The 14,496-nt window shown below is 73.1% G+C and carries 12 protein-coding genes; 6 read left to right on the top strand and 6 right to left on the bottom strand.

Features of this window, described 5'->3' with window-relative positions; genetic code table 11:
* The first annotated feature begins 2 nt into the window (after positions 1-2).
* From I8N67_RS23390 to I8N67_RS23380, 3 genes are all read left to right on the top strand, one after another.
* On the top strand, positions 3-2,354 hold the full coding sequence (locus tag I8N67_RS23390; protein WP_307835333.1) for a PEP/pyruvate-binding domain-containing protein: 2,352 nt from the start codon (positions 3-5) through the stop codon (positions 2,352-2,354).
* Entirely contained in the window at positions 2,351-3,289 is a 939-nt protein-coding gene (locus I8N67_RS23385) for a hypothetical protein (RefSeq protein WP_200305143.1), read from the top strand. Before I8N67_RS23390 ends, I8N67_RS23385 begins: the two co-directional genes overlap by 4 nt.
* 193 nt (positions 3,290-3,482) lie before the next feature.
* A complete protein-coding gene (locus I8N67_RS23380; protein ID WP_200305142.1) occupies positions 3,483-4,211 on the top strand; it encodes a protein-tyrosine phosphatase family protein in 729 nt (242 codons plus the stop codon).
* A 117-nt stretch (positions 4,212-4,328) separates the two neighbouring features.
* On the opposite strand, the gene I8N67_RS23375 is transcribed toward I8N67_RS23380, so the two are convergent.
* From I8N67_RS23375 to I8N67_RS23365, 3 genes are all read right to left on the bottom strand, one after another.
* The gene (locus I8N67_RS23375) at positions 4,329-5,144 is read right to left on the bottom strand and encodes an SAM-dependent methyltransferase (protein ID WP_200305141.1); all 816 of its coding nucleotides are present in this window, start codon (positions 5,142-5,144) and stop codon (positions 4,329-4,331) included.
* Between the two features lie 123 nt (positions 5,145-5,267).
* On the bottom strand, positions 5,268-5,564 hold the full coding sequence (locus I8N67_RS23370; protein ID WP_372443785.1) for a DUF397 domain-containing protein: 297 nt from the start codon (positions 5,562-5,564) through the stop codon (positions 5,268-5,270).
* Positions 5,565-5,573: 9 nt separating this feature from the next.
* The gene (locus tag I8N67_RS23365) at positions 5,574-6,434 is read right to left on the bottom strand and encodes a Sco1979 family transcriptional regulator (RefSeq protein ID WP_200305140.1); all 861 of its coding nucleotides are present in this window, start codon (positions 6,432-6,434) and stop codon (positions 5,574-5,576) included.
* A gap of 442 nt (positions 6,435-6,876) precedes the next feature.
* Here I8N67_RS23365 and I8N67_RS23360 point away from each other — a divergent pair, with 442 nt between their 5' ends.
* From I8N67_RS23360 to I8N67_RS23350, 3 genes are all read left to right on the top strand, one after another.
* A complete protein-coding gene (locus I8N67_RS23360) occupies positions 6,877-7,527 on the top strand; it encodes an ATP-binding protein (protein WP_372443784.1) in 651 nt (216 codons plus the stop codon).
* Positions 7,518-7,988 carry a hypothetical protein gene (locus I8N67_RS23355; RefSeq protein ID WP_200305138.1) on the top strand — a complete coding sequence of 157 codons (471 nt, stop codon included), beginning with the start codon at positions 7,518-7,520 and terminating at the stop codon, positions 7,986-7,988. Before I8N67_RS23360 ends, I8N67_RS23355 begins: the two co-directional genes overlap by 10 nt.
* 247 nt (positions 7,989-8,235) lie before the next feature.
* Complete coding sequence (locus I8N67_RS23350; protein ID WP_200305137.1) at positions 8,236-10,230, top strand: ABC transporter ATP-binding protein; 1,995 nt, start codon at positions 8,236-8,238, stop codon at positions 10,228-10,230.
* Positions 10,231-10,248: 18 nt separating this feature from the next.
* Here I8N67_RS23350 and I8N67_RS23345 read toward each other — a convergent pair whose 3' ends face one another.
* The 3 genes from I8N67_RS23345 to I8N67_RS23335 all read right to left on the bottom strand — a co-directional run bounded on the left by I8N67_RS23345 (position 10,249) and on the right by I8N67_RS23335 (position 14,149).
* Positions 10,249-10,434, bottom strand: a complete 186-nt coding sequence (locus I8N67_RS23345) for a DUF8839 family protein (RefSeq protein ID WP_200305147.1) — start codon at positions 10,432-10,434, stop codon at positions 10,249-10,251.
* Positions 10,435-10,669: 235 nt separating this feature from the next.
* Complete coding sequence (locus I8N67_RS23340) at positions 10,670-12,064, bottom strand: amidohydrolase (RefSeq protein ID WP_200305136.1); 1,395 nt, start codon at positions 12,062-12,064, stop codon at positions 10,670-10,672.
* A gap of 72 nt (positions 12,065-12,136) precedes the next feature.
* Positions 12,137-14,149 (bottom strand): FUSC family protein, encoded by a 2,013-nt coding sequence (locus tag I8N67_RS23335; protein ID WP_200305135.1) that lies wholly within the window; start codon positions 14,147-14,149, stop codon positions 12,137-12,139.
* Positions 14,150-14,496 lie beyond the last annotated feature (347 nt).

The following is a 14,496-nucleotide window of genomic DNA, read 5'->3' as shown; positions in this document are numbered from 1 at the left end:
GCGTGCACGGCTCGTACGGCGTGCACGGCTCGTACGGCGGCGCAGGTGAGGGCTCCACGCTGCCGCGCGCCTGGGAGGAGCTTTCGCGGCACGGTGCGCGCCCCCTCGTCGTGCGGTCCTCCTCGCCGCAGGAGGACACGCGGGACTCCTCTCTGGCGGGACAGTTCGATTCCGTGCTCGATGTGCGGGGGTGGGCGGCGTTCCGCGCGGCCGTGCGCGTCGTGCTCGACTCGGCGCGGCGGACCGACGGCGGCGGCGCACCCATGGCCGTGCTCGTCCAGCCGATGCTCAGGGCCCGGGTCGGAGGCGTGCTGTTCGGCGCGGACCCCGTCGCGGGCCGGACGGACCGGATGCTGGTCAGCGCGGTACGGGGCGGGCCCGACACGCTGGTCAGTGGTGAACAGCCGGGGACCAGTTATTGGTTGAGCCGGCGGGGGCGGCTGTTGCGGACCGAGCCGGCCGAAACGGCGGAGCCGACCGGGACGAGGGAATCGGCCTCAGCGGCAGAGTCGATCGGGACGAGGGAGTCGGCCGCAACGGTGGAGCCCGGGGAGGCGACCGGCGCCGATCCGTTGCTCACCGCCTCCGAGCTGCGCCGTCTGGCCCGGCTCGCGCGCCGGGCCGCCCGGGTGTTCGGCGGGCCCCAGGACATCGAGTTCGGCTTCGGCGAGGACGGGCGGCTGTGGCTGTTCCAGAGCCGTCCGATCACGGCGATGGCGGCCCGGCCTGCGCGGGGCGCCCGGCTGCTGGGTCCCGGACCGGTGGCGGAGACCCTGCCGGGGCAGTTGGAGCCGCTGGAGGAGGACCTGTGGGTGGCGCCGATGGCCCGTGGGCTGGCCTTCGCGCTGGACATCGGCGGCACCGCGCCTCACCGGCAGCTGCGGACGATGCCGGTCGTCACGACGGTCGGCGGCCGGGCCGCGGCGGATCTGCGGCTCCTCGGCGCCGCCCCGCCGGGGCACCCCCGGCTCGCGTGGCTCAACCCGGCGCCGGGCGCCCGGCGGCTCGGCGCGGCCTGGCGGGTGGGGCGGCTGACATCGACGTTGCCGGGTCTGGCGACGGACCTGGTGGCCGACGTCGACCGGCGGCTCACCGAGACCCCGCCGCCCGCCGAACTGCCGACCGCCGAGCTGATCTCCACCCTCCGCTGGACGCGCGCCACCCTGGTCTCGCTCCACGCCCAGGAGGCCCTGGCAGGCGCCCTCCTCCCGGAACCGCGTGTCACGGCCGCGGGCACGGCCCTCGCCAGGCTCACGGAGACGAGGCTCAGGGAGACGGAGCCCCCGGGCGGGGACCTGCCGGACCCCGGCCCCGGCCCCGGCCCCGGCCCCGACACTGCCGCTGCCCCCGACCCCGGTCCCGGTCCCGGTCCCGGTCCCGACACTGCCGCTGCCCCCGCCCCCGACCCTGCCGCTACCCCCTCCCCCTCCCCCGCCCCGGACTCCGACCACCACGCAGTGGCCGCCGCACCCGTACTCCTCGCCCTGACAGCCCCCAGCCTCTGGGACGACCTGCGGCTGCCCCGCCCCGAGGGAACGCCAGGGCACGACTCGTCGGCGAGCGCCACCGCCGCACATGGCAGGCGCACAGCCACCCCTCCCCGCGCCGCCGCCCCCTCTCACCACGCCCCCTCCGCCCCCACCCCCGTCGGCGCCCTGCCGCCCCGCGAAGCCCTGCGGCTGCGTATCCGCTGGGTGCAGGAATTGCAGGTCAGGCTGGTGCGGGAGGCGGCCCGCAGACTGCTTGTGCGGGGTGTGCTGGTCGAGGCGCGGCGGGCCGGGCTGCTGCGGTGGAAGGAGTTCGTCACCGCGCTGGAGGCCGGGGCGTTGCCGCACGACTTCGAGGAGCGGCTGCCCGGGACCGCCTCCGCGCCGCTCCCCGACTTGTTCCGGCTCACGGACGGCGGTGCGGTCGTCGCCGAGCGCACGACCCGGCGATGGCGATCCGGCGCCCGGCGGTCCCGCGCCCAGCGGTCCCGCGCCCAGCGGTCCCGCGCCCAGCAGTCCGGCGACGGCGGCCAGGGCATGCCCGGCGGGCGAGGCGTCTCCGGCGGGCGGATCATCGGCACCGCGTGGGACGGCGAGGGGAGCGTGCCGCCGGAGGCCGTACTGGTCGTCCGCACGCTCGACCCGGCGCTCGCCCCGCTGCTGCCCCGGCTCGCGGGACTGGTCGCGCAGACAGGCAGCCCTTTGTCCCATCTCGCCGTCCTGGCCCGGGAGTTCGGCGTTCCCGCGGTGGTCGGCGTGGCCGACGCGGTGGACCGTTTCCCGCCGGGCACCCGGCTGACGGTCGACGGCACCGCCGGCGACGTACGGATCGCGACGGCTCACGCCCGGTCGGGGAGCTCGCCATGAGGAAGCTCGTCTATCTCTTCGGGGGCGCGGCGGCGGTCGGCTCGGGCGCCTACCTCGTCGTCTACCTCTACCGATGGCAGTGGCAGCGGGCCATCCTCTCCGGGGTGCTGCTCCTGATCGTCGGGATGATGCTGCTCGGGATCGTGCTGCTGGGGCGGCTCGCGCGGATCGAGGAGCGGATCCGGGAGAGCGACCGGCGGCAGGAGGACGCGCTCGCCCGGCTCCGGCAGACGCAGACGCAGACGCAGAGGCAGAGGCAGAGGCAGAGGCAGAGGCAGACGACGCAGGCCCAGGAGCCGGGTGACCGGTTCCGCTGGCTGGAGGACCCGGCGAACCGTACGTACGTCTTCGTGCCCGTACTGATGGTCACCGGCGTGGTGCTCGCCGGGATCGCCTGGCTGGTGCAGCGGATCGCGTCGGCCACGGCCCGGCCCACGGCCGAGCGGCGCCTCGCCGGGCAACTCTCCGTGCTGACCGCGCCCGATCCGGCGCCGGACACCGATCTGGAGGATGCGCGTCCGCTCGGCGGCGGCAGTCGGGGCCGGGCGACCCGGCTGATCACCGTGGGCGTGGGCGCCGCCCTGCTGACCTCCCTGGTCGTCGGACTCGCCGACCTCACCCAGACCCGGAAGGAAGGGGCGACCGGCTCCCAGGCCACCTCCGTACTCGTCCGCGTCGACATGCGTGGTGTGACCTCGACGGCCGAACGACAGTCGATGGCCGCGCACCAGGCCTGGGAACGCTGCCGGAACTCCACGTCCGTCCCCCTGCGGCGCACCACGCTCGGCGAACTCGGCGACGGCCTGTTCGCCGGTGTCGTCCGGCCCGCCCTCACCGACCACGACCGCCTCCGGCTGCGCGGCTGCCTGGAGGACGCCGACGTGGACCGGGCCCACCTCACCGTGGTGGGCATCGGCGAGGCGGACGAGAGCTGAACCCACCGAGGGCCCACCGGGACCCACCGGGACCCACCGGGACCCACGGGACCCACGGGACCCACCGAGGCGGACGAAATCCGAACCCTCACACATCAACGCGAACACCGTGAAGTAGCACACAATCCGACATAGGGCTTATCGCTGCCACGCTACGATGCGACAGACCCCCGCCCCCTACCCCCGGGTCTTCATGTCTGTCACCCTCACGTCCCCGCCGGTACGCCCCGGCCCGCTCCCCACCGATTCCGCCCGCCCCCGCAGCCTGCGCCACAAAACCGCGCGCGTGCTCGTCGGAGTGCTGCTCGGTTATCTCACGCTGTGGGCCACGGGCTCGCTCGGCATCCTGGCGGTGTCGTACGTCGCACGTGAGACGACTTCGGCGCCCGCGGGAACCCGCTCGGTGCAGGGCATCCACAACTTCCAGCCCGTCGGCACGGACGGCGGGCTGTGGCGCGGGGCCGCGCCCTCCCCCACCGGCTACCAAGAGCTCGCCGACCTCGGCTTCACCACAGTCGTCGACCTGCGCGCCGAGAACCTGAGCGCCACCCAGCTCGCCCTGCCGCGCGAGGCGGGCCTCGACGTCGTACGGGTGCCGATCCGCGACGGGCAGACCCCGAGCCCGGAGCAGGTGCAGCGGCTGCTCGACGCCGTCTCCGACAGCTCCGGGCCGGTGTTCGTGCACTGCGGTGCCGGAGTCGGCCGTACGGGCACGATGGCGGCGGCGTACCTCGTACGGACCGGGCAGGAGGACTCGCCCGGCGCGGTCTGGCGCAACCTCTCGGTCGGACCGCCGTCGATCGAGCAGATCTACTACGGGCTCTCCCTGGAGCGGGAGCGGGCGACCGCGAAGCCGCCGCTCCCGGTGGTCGCGGTGAGCCGGCTCGTGGACGCGCCGCGCCGCATCTGGTCGTACGTGTAGTCGTACGGCGCGTGGCGCATGAAGACGCGGCGCAGGCCTCCTGGTCTGCGCCGCGAACCTCTGTGACCGGGCGACCGCGCGGTAGCGCGCAGCAGGGCCGCCGCCGGTGCCGGTGCCCTACGGCTTGCGCGCCACCGCCCCGTACCCCGGGATGACCCCGTCGTCCTGGCCCGGAACCGGCTCGCCCAGTTCGGGGTGCCAGAGCTGCGGCACCTCGACGCCGGGGTCGACCAGTTCGAGGCCGTCGAAGAAGCGGGTGAACTCGACGCGCGAGCGCAGGGCCAGCGTGACGCCCGCCGCCCTGAGCTTCTCCGTCGCCGCCTTCGACTCCTCCGGGGTGAAGTCGGCGGTGGCGTGGCTGACGACCAGGTAACTGCCGGAGGGCAGCTCGGACATCAGCCGGCCGACCAGGTCGTGCGCACCGTCCTCGTCGGAGACGAAGTGCAGCAGCGCGATCAGGGAGAGCGCCACGGGCCGGCCGAAGTCCAGCACCTGCTTCGCGCCCTCGATGACGGCGTCCGGGTCCCGCACGTCGGCCTGCAGGTACTCGGTCCGCCCCTCGGGCGTACCGCGCAGCAGGGCCGCCGCGTGGGCCAGCACGATGGGGTCGTTGTCGCAGTAGACGACACTCGCGTCGGGGGCGGCCCGCTGCGCGATCTGGTGCAGGTTCGGCTCGGTCGGGATGCCGGTGCCGACGTCGAGGAACTGCCGTACGCCGTGCTCGGCCAGCCAGCGTGTGGACCGGTGCATGAAGGCGCGGTTGACCCGCGCCATCACCGGCACCCGGGCGTCGAGGGCCAGCATCTGCTTGCCCATCGCCTCGTCCACCGGGTAGTTGTCCTTGCCGCCGAGGTACCAGTCGTACATCCGCGCGGGATGGGGTCTGCTCGTGTCGATCTCGACGGGGGAACGCCCGCTCATGACGAACTCCATAAGGTTCTGCGCCAGTAGGTGATCAACTCAGTGCCAACATAGGGGGATCGGCTGAACAACAGGGAGTGCACAACAAGCCTCAGACATAGCCTCAGGCCTCAGACAAAGCCTCAGGACAATGCCTCAGGACAGGAGGAAGTCCGCCACCCCCGCCTTCGCGCCCTGGATGAACGCGTTCATCTCGTCGGGTGTGTAGATCAGCGCCGGTCCGTCGGGGTCGGTGGACTGCCGTACGGCGATACGGCCGTCGGCGAGCTTCATCGCCTCCAGGCAGTTGCCGCCGTTGCCACCGCTCCAGGGTTTGTGCCAGCCCTCACTGCCCAGCTCCCGGGCGGGCATGCCGTTGTAGACGCGTATGTGCGACAGCGTGTGCGTGCGCGACTGCGACTGCGACTGCGACTGCGTCTTGATGCGATCCATTCGGTGTCTTCAGAGCTCCTTGCGGAGATCCCGGAGGATCTCCTTCGTGCGTTGTGCGGTGGCGGCCTGCGCCGCCATGCGGTCCATGACCTCGAGGTGGGTCGCCACCTCTGAGCGGTCGTCCAGGTAGACGGCGCCGGTCAGGTACTCGCTGTAGACCATGTCCGGCAGTTCGGGCATGGCAAAACGGAACAGGACGAACGGCCCGTACGTGCCGGGATGCGGTCCCGTGTCGAACATGGCGATCTGCAGCGTCACATGGGACAGCTCCACGGCCTCCAGCAGTCTGTCGAGCTGGGCGCGCATGACCGCCGGTGCGCCGACGGGGCGGCGCAGGGCGGTCTCGTCCATCACGACCCACAGCCGGGGCGCACCCTTACGAGTGAGCAGTTCCTGCCGCTGCATGCGCAGTGCGACATGGCGCTCGATGTCGTCAGGTCTGGTCTGGCCGATGGCGCCCGACAGCATGACGCCGCGCGCGTAGTCCTCGGTCTGCAGGAGCCCGGGCACGAAGTGGGGCTCGTAGGTACGGATCAGGGAGGCCGCGCCCTCCAGGCTGACGTACATGGAGAACCAGCCCGGCAGGATGTCGTGGAAGCGCTGCCACCAGCCGGGTTTGTTGGCCTCCTCGGCGAGCCGGACGAAGATCTCGGCTTCCTCGTCGCCGACCCCGTACGCCTTCAGCAGGAGCTGGAGGTAGGGGATCTTGAGGGCGACCTCGGCGGTCTCCATACGGCGGACCGTGGCGGCGGCGACATGCAGGATGCGCGCGGCGTCCTCACGCCTGATGCCCGCGCGCTCGCGCAGATCCAGCAGGCGCCTGCCGAGGACGACCTGGCCGACCGTCGGCCCGGACCGCGGCTCGCTCATCTCGTCCCTCCATCTGACCCTGAACCGACTGATCGACCTGCGCCGAAGCGCTGTCCGTGCGGTCCCGACAGCCCGGCGGCGCCGTTCGGAGGCTTTGCGGGACTGTACGGTTCCGCACACAAACGAACACTGTGCGTACATACGAACGTTGTGCGAGGGATTTCCAACTGACGCCGCTACGCGTGCTGTTGCGTGCAGTGTGCCATGACCGTTCAGAGAGTCATACGGCACTCTGCAATTTTCAGAGTGACACTTGCCAAGTGTTCATGGCGCGGCGATAGTGGCAAGCGTGATTCCGCCCCCCGCGCCGTTAGGAACAGACGCCGCCGGAGACCGTGTCGGTCCCGGTCCGGCCGCCGGGGTGCGCCCCGAAACAACTGCTGAGCGCCGGTTTCGATTCGAGCTGGCCGCGCACCCGGGTGCCGTGGCCCAGGCCCGGCGCGTGACACGTACCCAGCTGACCGGCTGGGCCCTCTGCGAGGACACCTGCGACACGGCCGCCCTGGTCGTCTCCGAGCTGGTGACCAACGCGATCGTGCACACCGCGAGCACCCATGTCGTCTGCGAGCTGCACGACGGCGACGATCTGGTGCGCATAGCGGTACGGGACGAGGGCTGCGCTCCGGGCGAGCCGCATCCCTCGCCGCAGCGGCCCGAGGAGGAACACGGAAGGGGACTCCTCCTCATAGAGGCCCTCTGCCGCTCCTGGGGGGCACAGCCCGCCGGCCTGGGGCTCCTGGTGTGGGCGGACGTACCGCGTTCGGTCCTCGCCGGCCCCGCCGTCGGCGCGATGCCCGCAGACGCCATGACCGCAGACGCCATGACCGCGGGCGCGATGCCCGCAGGCGCGATGCCCACCGCCGCCATACCCACCGCCGCCATACCCACCGCCGCCATACCCACCGCCGCCATACCCACCGCCGCCATACCCACGGCCGCCGACATCGCGGCCGCCGACATCGCGGCCCGGTCCGACCTGGGCTGGGGTGCGAAGAAGCGGCCGCCCGAGGAGCGGGACGACGGGGCGGAGGCCCTCCGCCGTACGGGTGCCGATGGGCGAGTCCAGCCTCGGACGGGGGCCGAATGGGTGTGAGCGCGTCGATCGGTCCCGCTCGGCCCCCCGGTGGGGGCAGAGTGGCCCGTGTGGTGAGCCTTGACACCCTGACGCGCCTGCGCCGCGCCCAACGTTCCGCCGCGGCGCCCCGGCCCATCCCCCTGCCCGAGGGCATGACCGCACCCATGGGCTGCGACGCCGTCGCCGTCCCGGCCTGCATCGGACCGCTGGTCCTGCCCCGGCTGCCCCGCGTGGGCTGTGTCTACGCCGACCGGGCGCACTGGTGGTGGATCGTGCCGACCGACTCCGACTACGCGCTGGAGTGGCCGGCACCGGCCCGCTACACCACCGGGGCGTTGGTCTCCGACGGTTCGGAGGTGCCCGGACTGATCCTCCGGCCGGAAGGCACCATTCCTTATACGCCGCCGATACCGCTGTATCTGGCGCTGTGCCGGGTCACCGGGACCACGCCCGCGTGGTCCCGGACGATGACGGCGTAGGGCTCCACCGGGGTGCCGGGTCCGTGCCGGGTCCGTGCCGGGTCCGTGCCGGGTTCGAGTGCGGGTGGGTGAGGCGTGGTCGCGCAGTTCCCCGCGCCCCTGCGAAGGGGCCCTTCACAACCTCTGAGCGCCCGGCCGAGCGCCCCGCGTGCTCCGGATGGGCCCTGGTGTCACCACCGCGCGCCCTGGTCCGGCGCGGTCCGCCCCGCGATAGTGGCCGTCTGCGACGACTCCGGGGAGGCCGCGGGTGGGGAAGGCGCGTGACAGGGGCGAGCCGGAGACATCCGGGTCCGGGACCGGGACGTCGGAGTCGGAGCGGCTGCTGTTCGGGGGCCCGCTGCGGTACGACATGGGGTGGTCGCAGCACCAGAACGCCTTCCTGGAGCTGAACTTCCGCGCGATGGTACGGCGGCTGCCGTCGCTGCTCGCTTCCAGCTTCCGGCTGGCCTGGCAGGCGGACCGGCGGGCCGCGCGGACCGTGCTGGCCGCCGAGACGGGTCGCGGCCTCGCCCAGGCGGTGAACCTGCTCGCGATGAACGCCGTCCTGGCCCGGCTGATGACGGACGGCACGGTCGAGGAGCGGTTGCGCGGTGCGATGCCCGCCCTCGTCGCGATCGCCGCCGTGATGCTCGTGTCCTCGCTGCTGCGGGCCGCGTCGACGTATGCCACGGGCCGCCTCGAGCCCAAGGTGGAGCGGGTGGCGACCGAGCGGTATCTGGAGCGGGCGGCGGCCGTGGAGCTGTCCGCGATCGAGGACGACGGCTTCCACAAACTGCTGGACACCGCGAAGTACGGCGCCCAGTCGGCCCGCCGGATGATCAGCTACTCCGCGCGCGTGGTGAACGCGCTGATCTCGCTGATCGCGGCGGCCGGCGTACTGACCGTGCTGCACCCGGCCCTGCTCCCGCTCCTCATCACGATGACCCTGCCGAGCGCCTGGAGCTCCCTGACCATCGCCCGCCGCCGCTACGCGTCCTTCCACGCCTGGGTGCAGCACGCGCGCGCGGGGTACCTGATCGGCTCCCTGCTGATCGAGCCGGAGGCGGCCCCGGAGATCCGGGTGCACGGCGTCGGCCCGTTCCTGCTGCGCCACTTCCGCTCCATGTCGGAGACGGCGGAGACCGAGCAGGCACGCCTGGCCCGGCTGGCAGCCCGTACGGGGCTGTTCGCGGCCCTGTGGACCGGGCTCGCCACCGTGGCGACGTACGCGACGCTGGGCGGTCTGCTGCTCGCCGGCACCATGGCGCTGTCCGTGGCCGGTACGGCGGTCATCGCGATCCGCACCGGCTCCGCCAGCCTCGACACCCTGGTCCTGGAGGTGAACTCGCTCCACGAGGAGGCCCTCTTCGTGGGCGACATGCAGCGCCTGTACGTGGAGGCGGCCAAGCGCGCGATCCCGGTGGGCGGCGATCCGCTGCCCGAGGACCCGAGCGAGATCCGCGTGGAGAACGTGACCTTCACCTACCCGGGGAAGGCCACCCGGCCCGCGCTCAGCGATGTGACGCTGTCCGTGCCGCTGGGCAAGATCGTGGCGCTCGTCGGCGAGAACGGCTCGGGCAAGACGACCCTGGTCAAGCTGCTCGCCGGGCTCTACACACCGGACAAGGGCCGCATTCTGTGGGACGACGTGGACGCGGCGGGCGCCGACCGGCAGGGGCTCGCCGAGCGCATCGCGATGGTCGCGCAGGACTTCAAACGGTGGCCCTTCACCGCCCGCGTCAACCTGGCGATCGGCCGCCCCTCGGCGCCGCTGACCGAGGAGCGTCTCGCCTCGTCCGTCGCGGAGGCCGGGGCGCAGGACGTGGTGGAGGATCTGCCGCGGGGCCTCGACACACTTCTGGCGCGCGGCTTCAGCGGCGGGCACGAGCTGTCCGGGGGCCAGTGGCAGCGGCTCGGGATCGCGCGGGCCGCGTACCGGCGCGGCCGCATCCTCATCGTGGACGAACCGACCGCGGCCCTCGACGCCCGCGCCGAGCTGGAGGTGTTCGAGAAGATCCGGGCCCTCGCGGGGACCGGCCAGACGGTCGTCCTGATCACCCACCGACTGGCGTCGGTCCGCCACGCCGACCTGGTGCACGTCCTCGACCAGGGCCGGCTCGTGGAGTCCGGCACCCCGGAGGAGCTGCTGGCCACGGGTGGCGTGTACGCGGAGCTGTACTCACTGCAGGCGGAGCAGTTCGCGGCGAAGGTACCCGCCGGGCCCGCCCCCGCGGCGAAGGTGCCCGCACCGAAGGCGGGCTGACCCCGAGCCGGGCCGGCCTCAGGCCGCGGCGCCCGCCGCGGTGTCGGCGCCGCGCACGATGACCAGGAACATGTCCGTCGCGATGTCCATCACGACCTCGGCCTGCTGGCCTTCCAGACGTGCCGCGTGCGCGAACTCCTCCGCCGGCCACGAGCCGCGCGGCCCACCGGCGGGAAAGCGCCCCAGCACCATTCGCCCGTTCACCCTGCACCTCCGTGTCGCGCCGTACCCGTAGCCCCGTAGCTCCTCAGCTCCGTGGCTTGTAGATATAAACGCCAATCATGGGGTGAACGGCTCACCAAGTGACGTTACTGAGACGTAGTTGACACTTGGTCAACGACGGACCGTGAGGTACCTCTCAGAAACCACACATTCCGGTGACTCTACGCACCGTTACGCGCACTCCTTGTCACTCCTTGTCACCCCTCGTACTCGTGATCTACTCGGGCGGCTTGTCGTAGTCCTGGATGCGCCCGCCGTGGCTGCGGTCGGTGAGGGCGGCGAGGCGGCCCGTCAGCTCCCGTACGGTCGTCGGTACGTCGATGGTGAGCAGCTCACGGTCGCGCATGAGGACGCGGCCGTCGACGATCGTGGTGCGTACGTCGGCGGAGCGGGCGCTGTGCACGAGGGTGGCGGCGAGGTCGTGCACCGGCTGGGTGTGCGGGCCGCTCAGATCCACGAGGACGATGTCGGCGCGCCGGCCGGGGGCGAGGCTGCCGACCCGCTCCCCCAGACCGACGGCCCGCGCGCTCTGCAGCGTGGCGTGGTGCAGGGCCTGGCGGGAGGTGAGCCAGCGCGGGTCGCCCTCGGTGGACTTCTGCACCAGCGCGGTGAGGGCCATGGCCTCCCACACGTCCAGGGAGTTGTTGGAGGCGGCGCCGTCCGTGGCGAGCCCGACGGGGACGCCGATACGGCGCAGAGCCCGTACGGGGGTCGTGGGCCAGGCGAACTTCAGGTAGCCGCGGGGCGCGGTCGCGACGGCCACCGGCCCGGTCGCCCGCTCCAGCACCGGCAGGTCGCGCTCCATGATCCCGGTGCCGTGCGCGATGAGCACGCCCGCGTCGAGGCCGAGCAGCCCGGTGCGCTCAAGGACCTCGATGGGTGTGACGCCGTGCCGGGCGAGGCTGTTGTCGGTCTGGTCGCGGCTCTCCGAGGCGTGCAGATGGACGGGGAGTCCGTGTTCACGGGCGAGTTCGGCGGTGGCGGCGAGGTCGGCGTCCTCGACGGTGTAGGGGGCGTGCGGGGCGAGCGCGGTGGTGATACGACCGCCGGCCGCGCCCCGGTGCCGTAGCGCGAACTCCAGGGACCTCTCCCGGCCTTCGGGCCCCTGCGAGGAGAAGAACGCCTCCCCCAGATGTGCCCGCATCCCGCTCTCCTCGACCACGGCGGCGACCGTGTCCATCGAGAAGTAGTGGTCGGCGAAGCACGTCACCCCGCCCCGGATCATCTCCGCGCAGGCCAGCCGGGCCCCCAACGCCACGTCCGTCGCGGTCAGGTTGGACTCGATGGGCCAGATGACGTCGTTGAACCACTCCTCCGCCGGCAGATCCTCCGCGATGCCGCGCAGCGCGACCATCGGCGCGTGGGTATGACAGTTGATCAGCCCCGGCATCGCGACCTGGCCGCGCGCGTCGATACGTTGCGCCGTGGCCACCGCGGCGGTCTCCTCCGCCGGCCCGATGCTGTCGATCACCCCCTCCCGTACGACGATCGCGGCGTCCTCGACGAACGCGATCCCCTCGTGCTCGTCGTGGACGAGGGCCGTGCATCCGGTGATGACGAGATCGGCGGGAGGCACCGGTGCGCAGGGGGGCGGAGACGGAGGCGGCGTCATGCGGTCACGGTACGACGGTGGCGTGCTCGGCAGGGGCGGGACTCGGGCAACCGGTGGGTGGCGGTGGTGGGATCAGGCCGTGCGGCCCGGGCTCGGCAGTAGGTCGGCCGCGTCCGGTACGTCCGGCAGGCTGATGCCGGCGCGCCTCTGGTGCCGCGCGAGTTCGTCGAGGAGGGCCGTGAGCCGCTCGGTGTGGTGGCGGGTGAGCCGTCCGGTGTCGTCCAGGTGCACGGCGCAGGCGGTGGTGGTGTCGACGAGCCGTTCGAGGTCGGCGGCGACCTCGTCGGTGCCCTCGGTGTGCCGGGCCAGCGCGGGCAGTTCGGCCCCGGAGAGCGCGATCGTGGTACGGGCCTGGGCGAGCGTGCGGTAGGCCTCACGGCGCAGGGTCCAGCGGGCGGCACGGTCGTCGGACTCGCCTTGGAGGAAGACCCCGTTGGACGCGAAGGCGCGGACCGGGACGGAGGCCCCGGCGGGGCGCCCGCTCAGCGCGTGCGACTCGCTCAGCGCCTGCGACTCGCTCAGCGCCTGCGACTCGCTCAGGACGTGCGACTCGTTCAGGACGTGCGTGAGGTAGGCGAATGCCGCCGTACCCGCTTCGGTCAGCCGGGAGCGTACGCCCCCGCCGCGCTGCCCCTTCGGCATCGGCAGATGCCCGACGATCAGGACGATGGCGCAGGCCAGGAGCGTCTCGCCGATGCGGCTCCAGGAGGCCTGGGGTTCGCCGCCGACCATGACGAGGGAGAGGACGAGGACGGTGACGACGGCGGTCTGGGCGGCGAAGTGCCGGGTGGCGACGGGTATGAGCGCCCCGCTGAGGACGGCCGGCGCGATGAGCCCTTCCGGCCGGGGCAGTACGGCGGCGAACCCGGCGAAGAGCACGGCGCCCAGCACGGTGCCGGCGGCCCGGCACAGCACCCGTGACACGAGCGGCCCGAGATCGGGCTTGACCAGGAACACTGCGGTCACGGGCAGCCAGTACCAGTACTCGTGGTGCAGCGCCTGCGCCACTGCCGCGGCGGCCCCGAAGGAGAGGGCGACCCTCAGCCCGTACTCGCGTCCGCCGGACCCGAGCGCGAGCCGGCCGAGCGAGCCGACGGTACGGCGGCGGGAGTGCAGGTCGTGGGCGTCGCCGCCCCGGTCGAAGGCCTCCGCGGCGTGCAGGAGCGCGTCGTCGAGGGCGCGCAGTGCGGGCGCGGAGCGGGAGGGGGCGGGCAGCGGGCCGGTGGCGGTGTTGCCGCGGACTGCGGCGGCCAGTCGCCGGGGCCCGTGGGAGGCGCGGCCGACGACGGCGTCGCCGGTCCACGCCAGCGCGGTCGCCGCCTCGGCCAGCGGCAGCGCGGCGGCGTACTGGGTGTGCAGCCGCCGCTCGGCCGACGAACTGGCGTACCGCCGCAGCCGTGGCCCGGCGAGCGCGTCCTGGGCATGGTCGAGAGCGGCGGTGAGCGCGACCCGCCGAGGGGTCGCGTCCGGTGTGCCGACGGCGTCCAGCAGCCCGGCGATCGCGTCGTACACGGCGGCGACGGCGTCCCGTTCCCCGTCGAAGCGGTAGTCACCGGCGGTGAGGACCGCGGGGGTGGGCAGGGCGAGGCGCAGTACGAGCAGCCACCCGGCCCCGGCGAGGTAGGCGAGTGCCCGCTGCCATCCCGTCTCGGGCAGCGGCATCCCGGCCCCGATGGCGGCGGCCACGAGCAGTTGCGTCCCGGCCCCGGACGCGACGGGCCCGACCGCGCTCATACCGCCGGCGAGCAGCCCGAGCGCGGTGAGCAGCAGGGTGAGGACGACGGCCCCGACCTGCTGTCCGGCGTACGTCCCCACGAGCAGCCCCATGGCTCCCGCGAGCGCGGGCGCCCCGAGCCGCTGCACGGAGACCCGTCGGCTCCCGGGCCGGTCGTTGATCCCGGCGAGCATGGCCCCGAGCGCGGCGACGACCCCGACGGACGGCCGGCCCAGCGACACGGCCACGAGCAGCAACGGCCCGCCGGCCAGCGCCCCCCGCAGCACCGCGTTCCAGGGCACCGGCCCCCTTTGCGCACGCAGAGCATGGGCGAGCCAGGGCGGCAGAGCGAGGGCTGCGGGGCGGGACACGGGGCTCCTGTCGTCGGGTGAGGGCGGGGTGTGCCTTCGGGCGACGGTGGCCGGGGCGGCGGTGGTACCGGTGACACCGGTGGTACCACCGGTACCGGTGACACCAGTTCATGGCATCACCTGCTTGTGGTCTCCACCGTAGGTCCCGGACCTGGAGGAATTGGAACGCTCGTATTACCGCGATGTGACGATGCCTGGAAGGGCCATGTTCTTTATGAACGCAACGCGAGAGTGCTGCCGCACCGCCCCCGGACCGGACGGAGCCAAGCCCCCCCCCGGACCGGACGGAGGTCAAACCCTCCCGGACCGGGCGGAGGTCAAACCCTCCCGGACCGGGCGAGGGTCAA

The organism is Streptomyces adelaidensis, assembly GCF_016598475.1.
GTDB lineage: Bacteria > Actinomycetota > Actinomycetes > Streptomycetales > Streptomycetaceae > Streptomyces > Streptomyces adelaidensis.
Note: the sequence above shows the minus strand (reverse complement) of the source record. Positions and strands in the feature narration are given on the sequence as shown.

Bases quoted from the DNA above. Each gene is read 5' to 3' on its own strand.
- I8N67_RS23375 (WP_200305141.1), bottom strand. From the start codon at position 5,144: ATGGAGTTCGTCATGAGCGGGCGTTCCCCCGTCGAGATCGACACGAGC.
- I8N67_RS23385 (WP_200305143.1), top strand. From the start codon at position 2,351: ATGAGGAAGCTCGTCTATCTCTTCGGGGGCGCGGCGGCGGTCGGCTCG.
- I8N67_RS23355 (WP_200305138.1), top strand. From the start codon at position 7,518: ATGGGTGTGAGCGCGTCGATCGGTCCCGCTCGGCCCCCCGGTGGGGGC.
- I8N67_RS23380 (WP_200305142.1), top strand. From the start codon at position 3,483: ATGTCTGTCACCCTCACGTCCCCGCCGGTACGCCCCGGCCCGCTCCCC.
- I8N67_RS23340 (WP_200305136.1), bottom strand. From the start codon at position 12,064: ATGACGCCGCCTCCGTCTCCGCCCCCCTGCGCACCGGTGCCTCCCGCC.
- I8N67_RS23370 (WP_372443785.1), bottom strand. From the start codon at position 5,564: ATGGATCGCATCAAGACGCAGTCGCAGTCGCAGTCGCAGTCGCGCACG.
- I8N67_RS23365 (WP_200305140.1), bottom strand. From the start codon at position 6,434: ATGAGCGAGCCGCGGTCCGGGCCGACGGTCGGCCAGGTCGTCCTCGGC.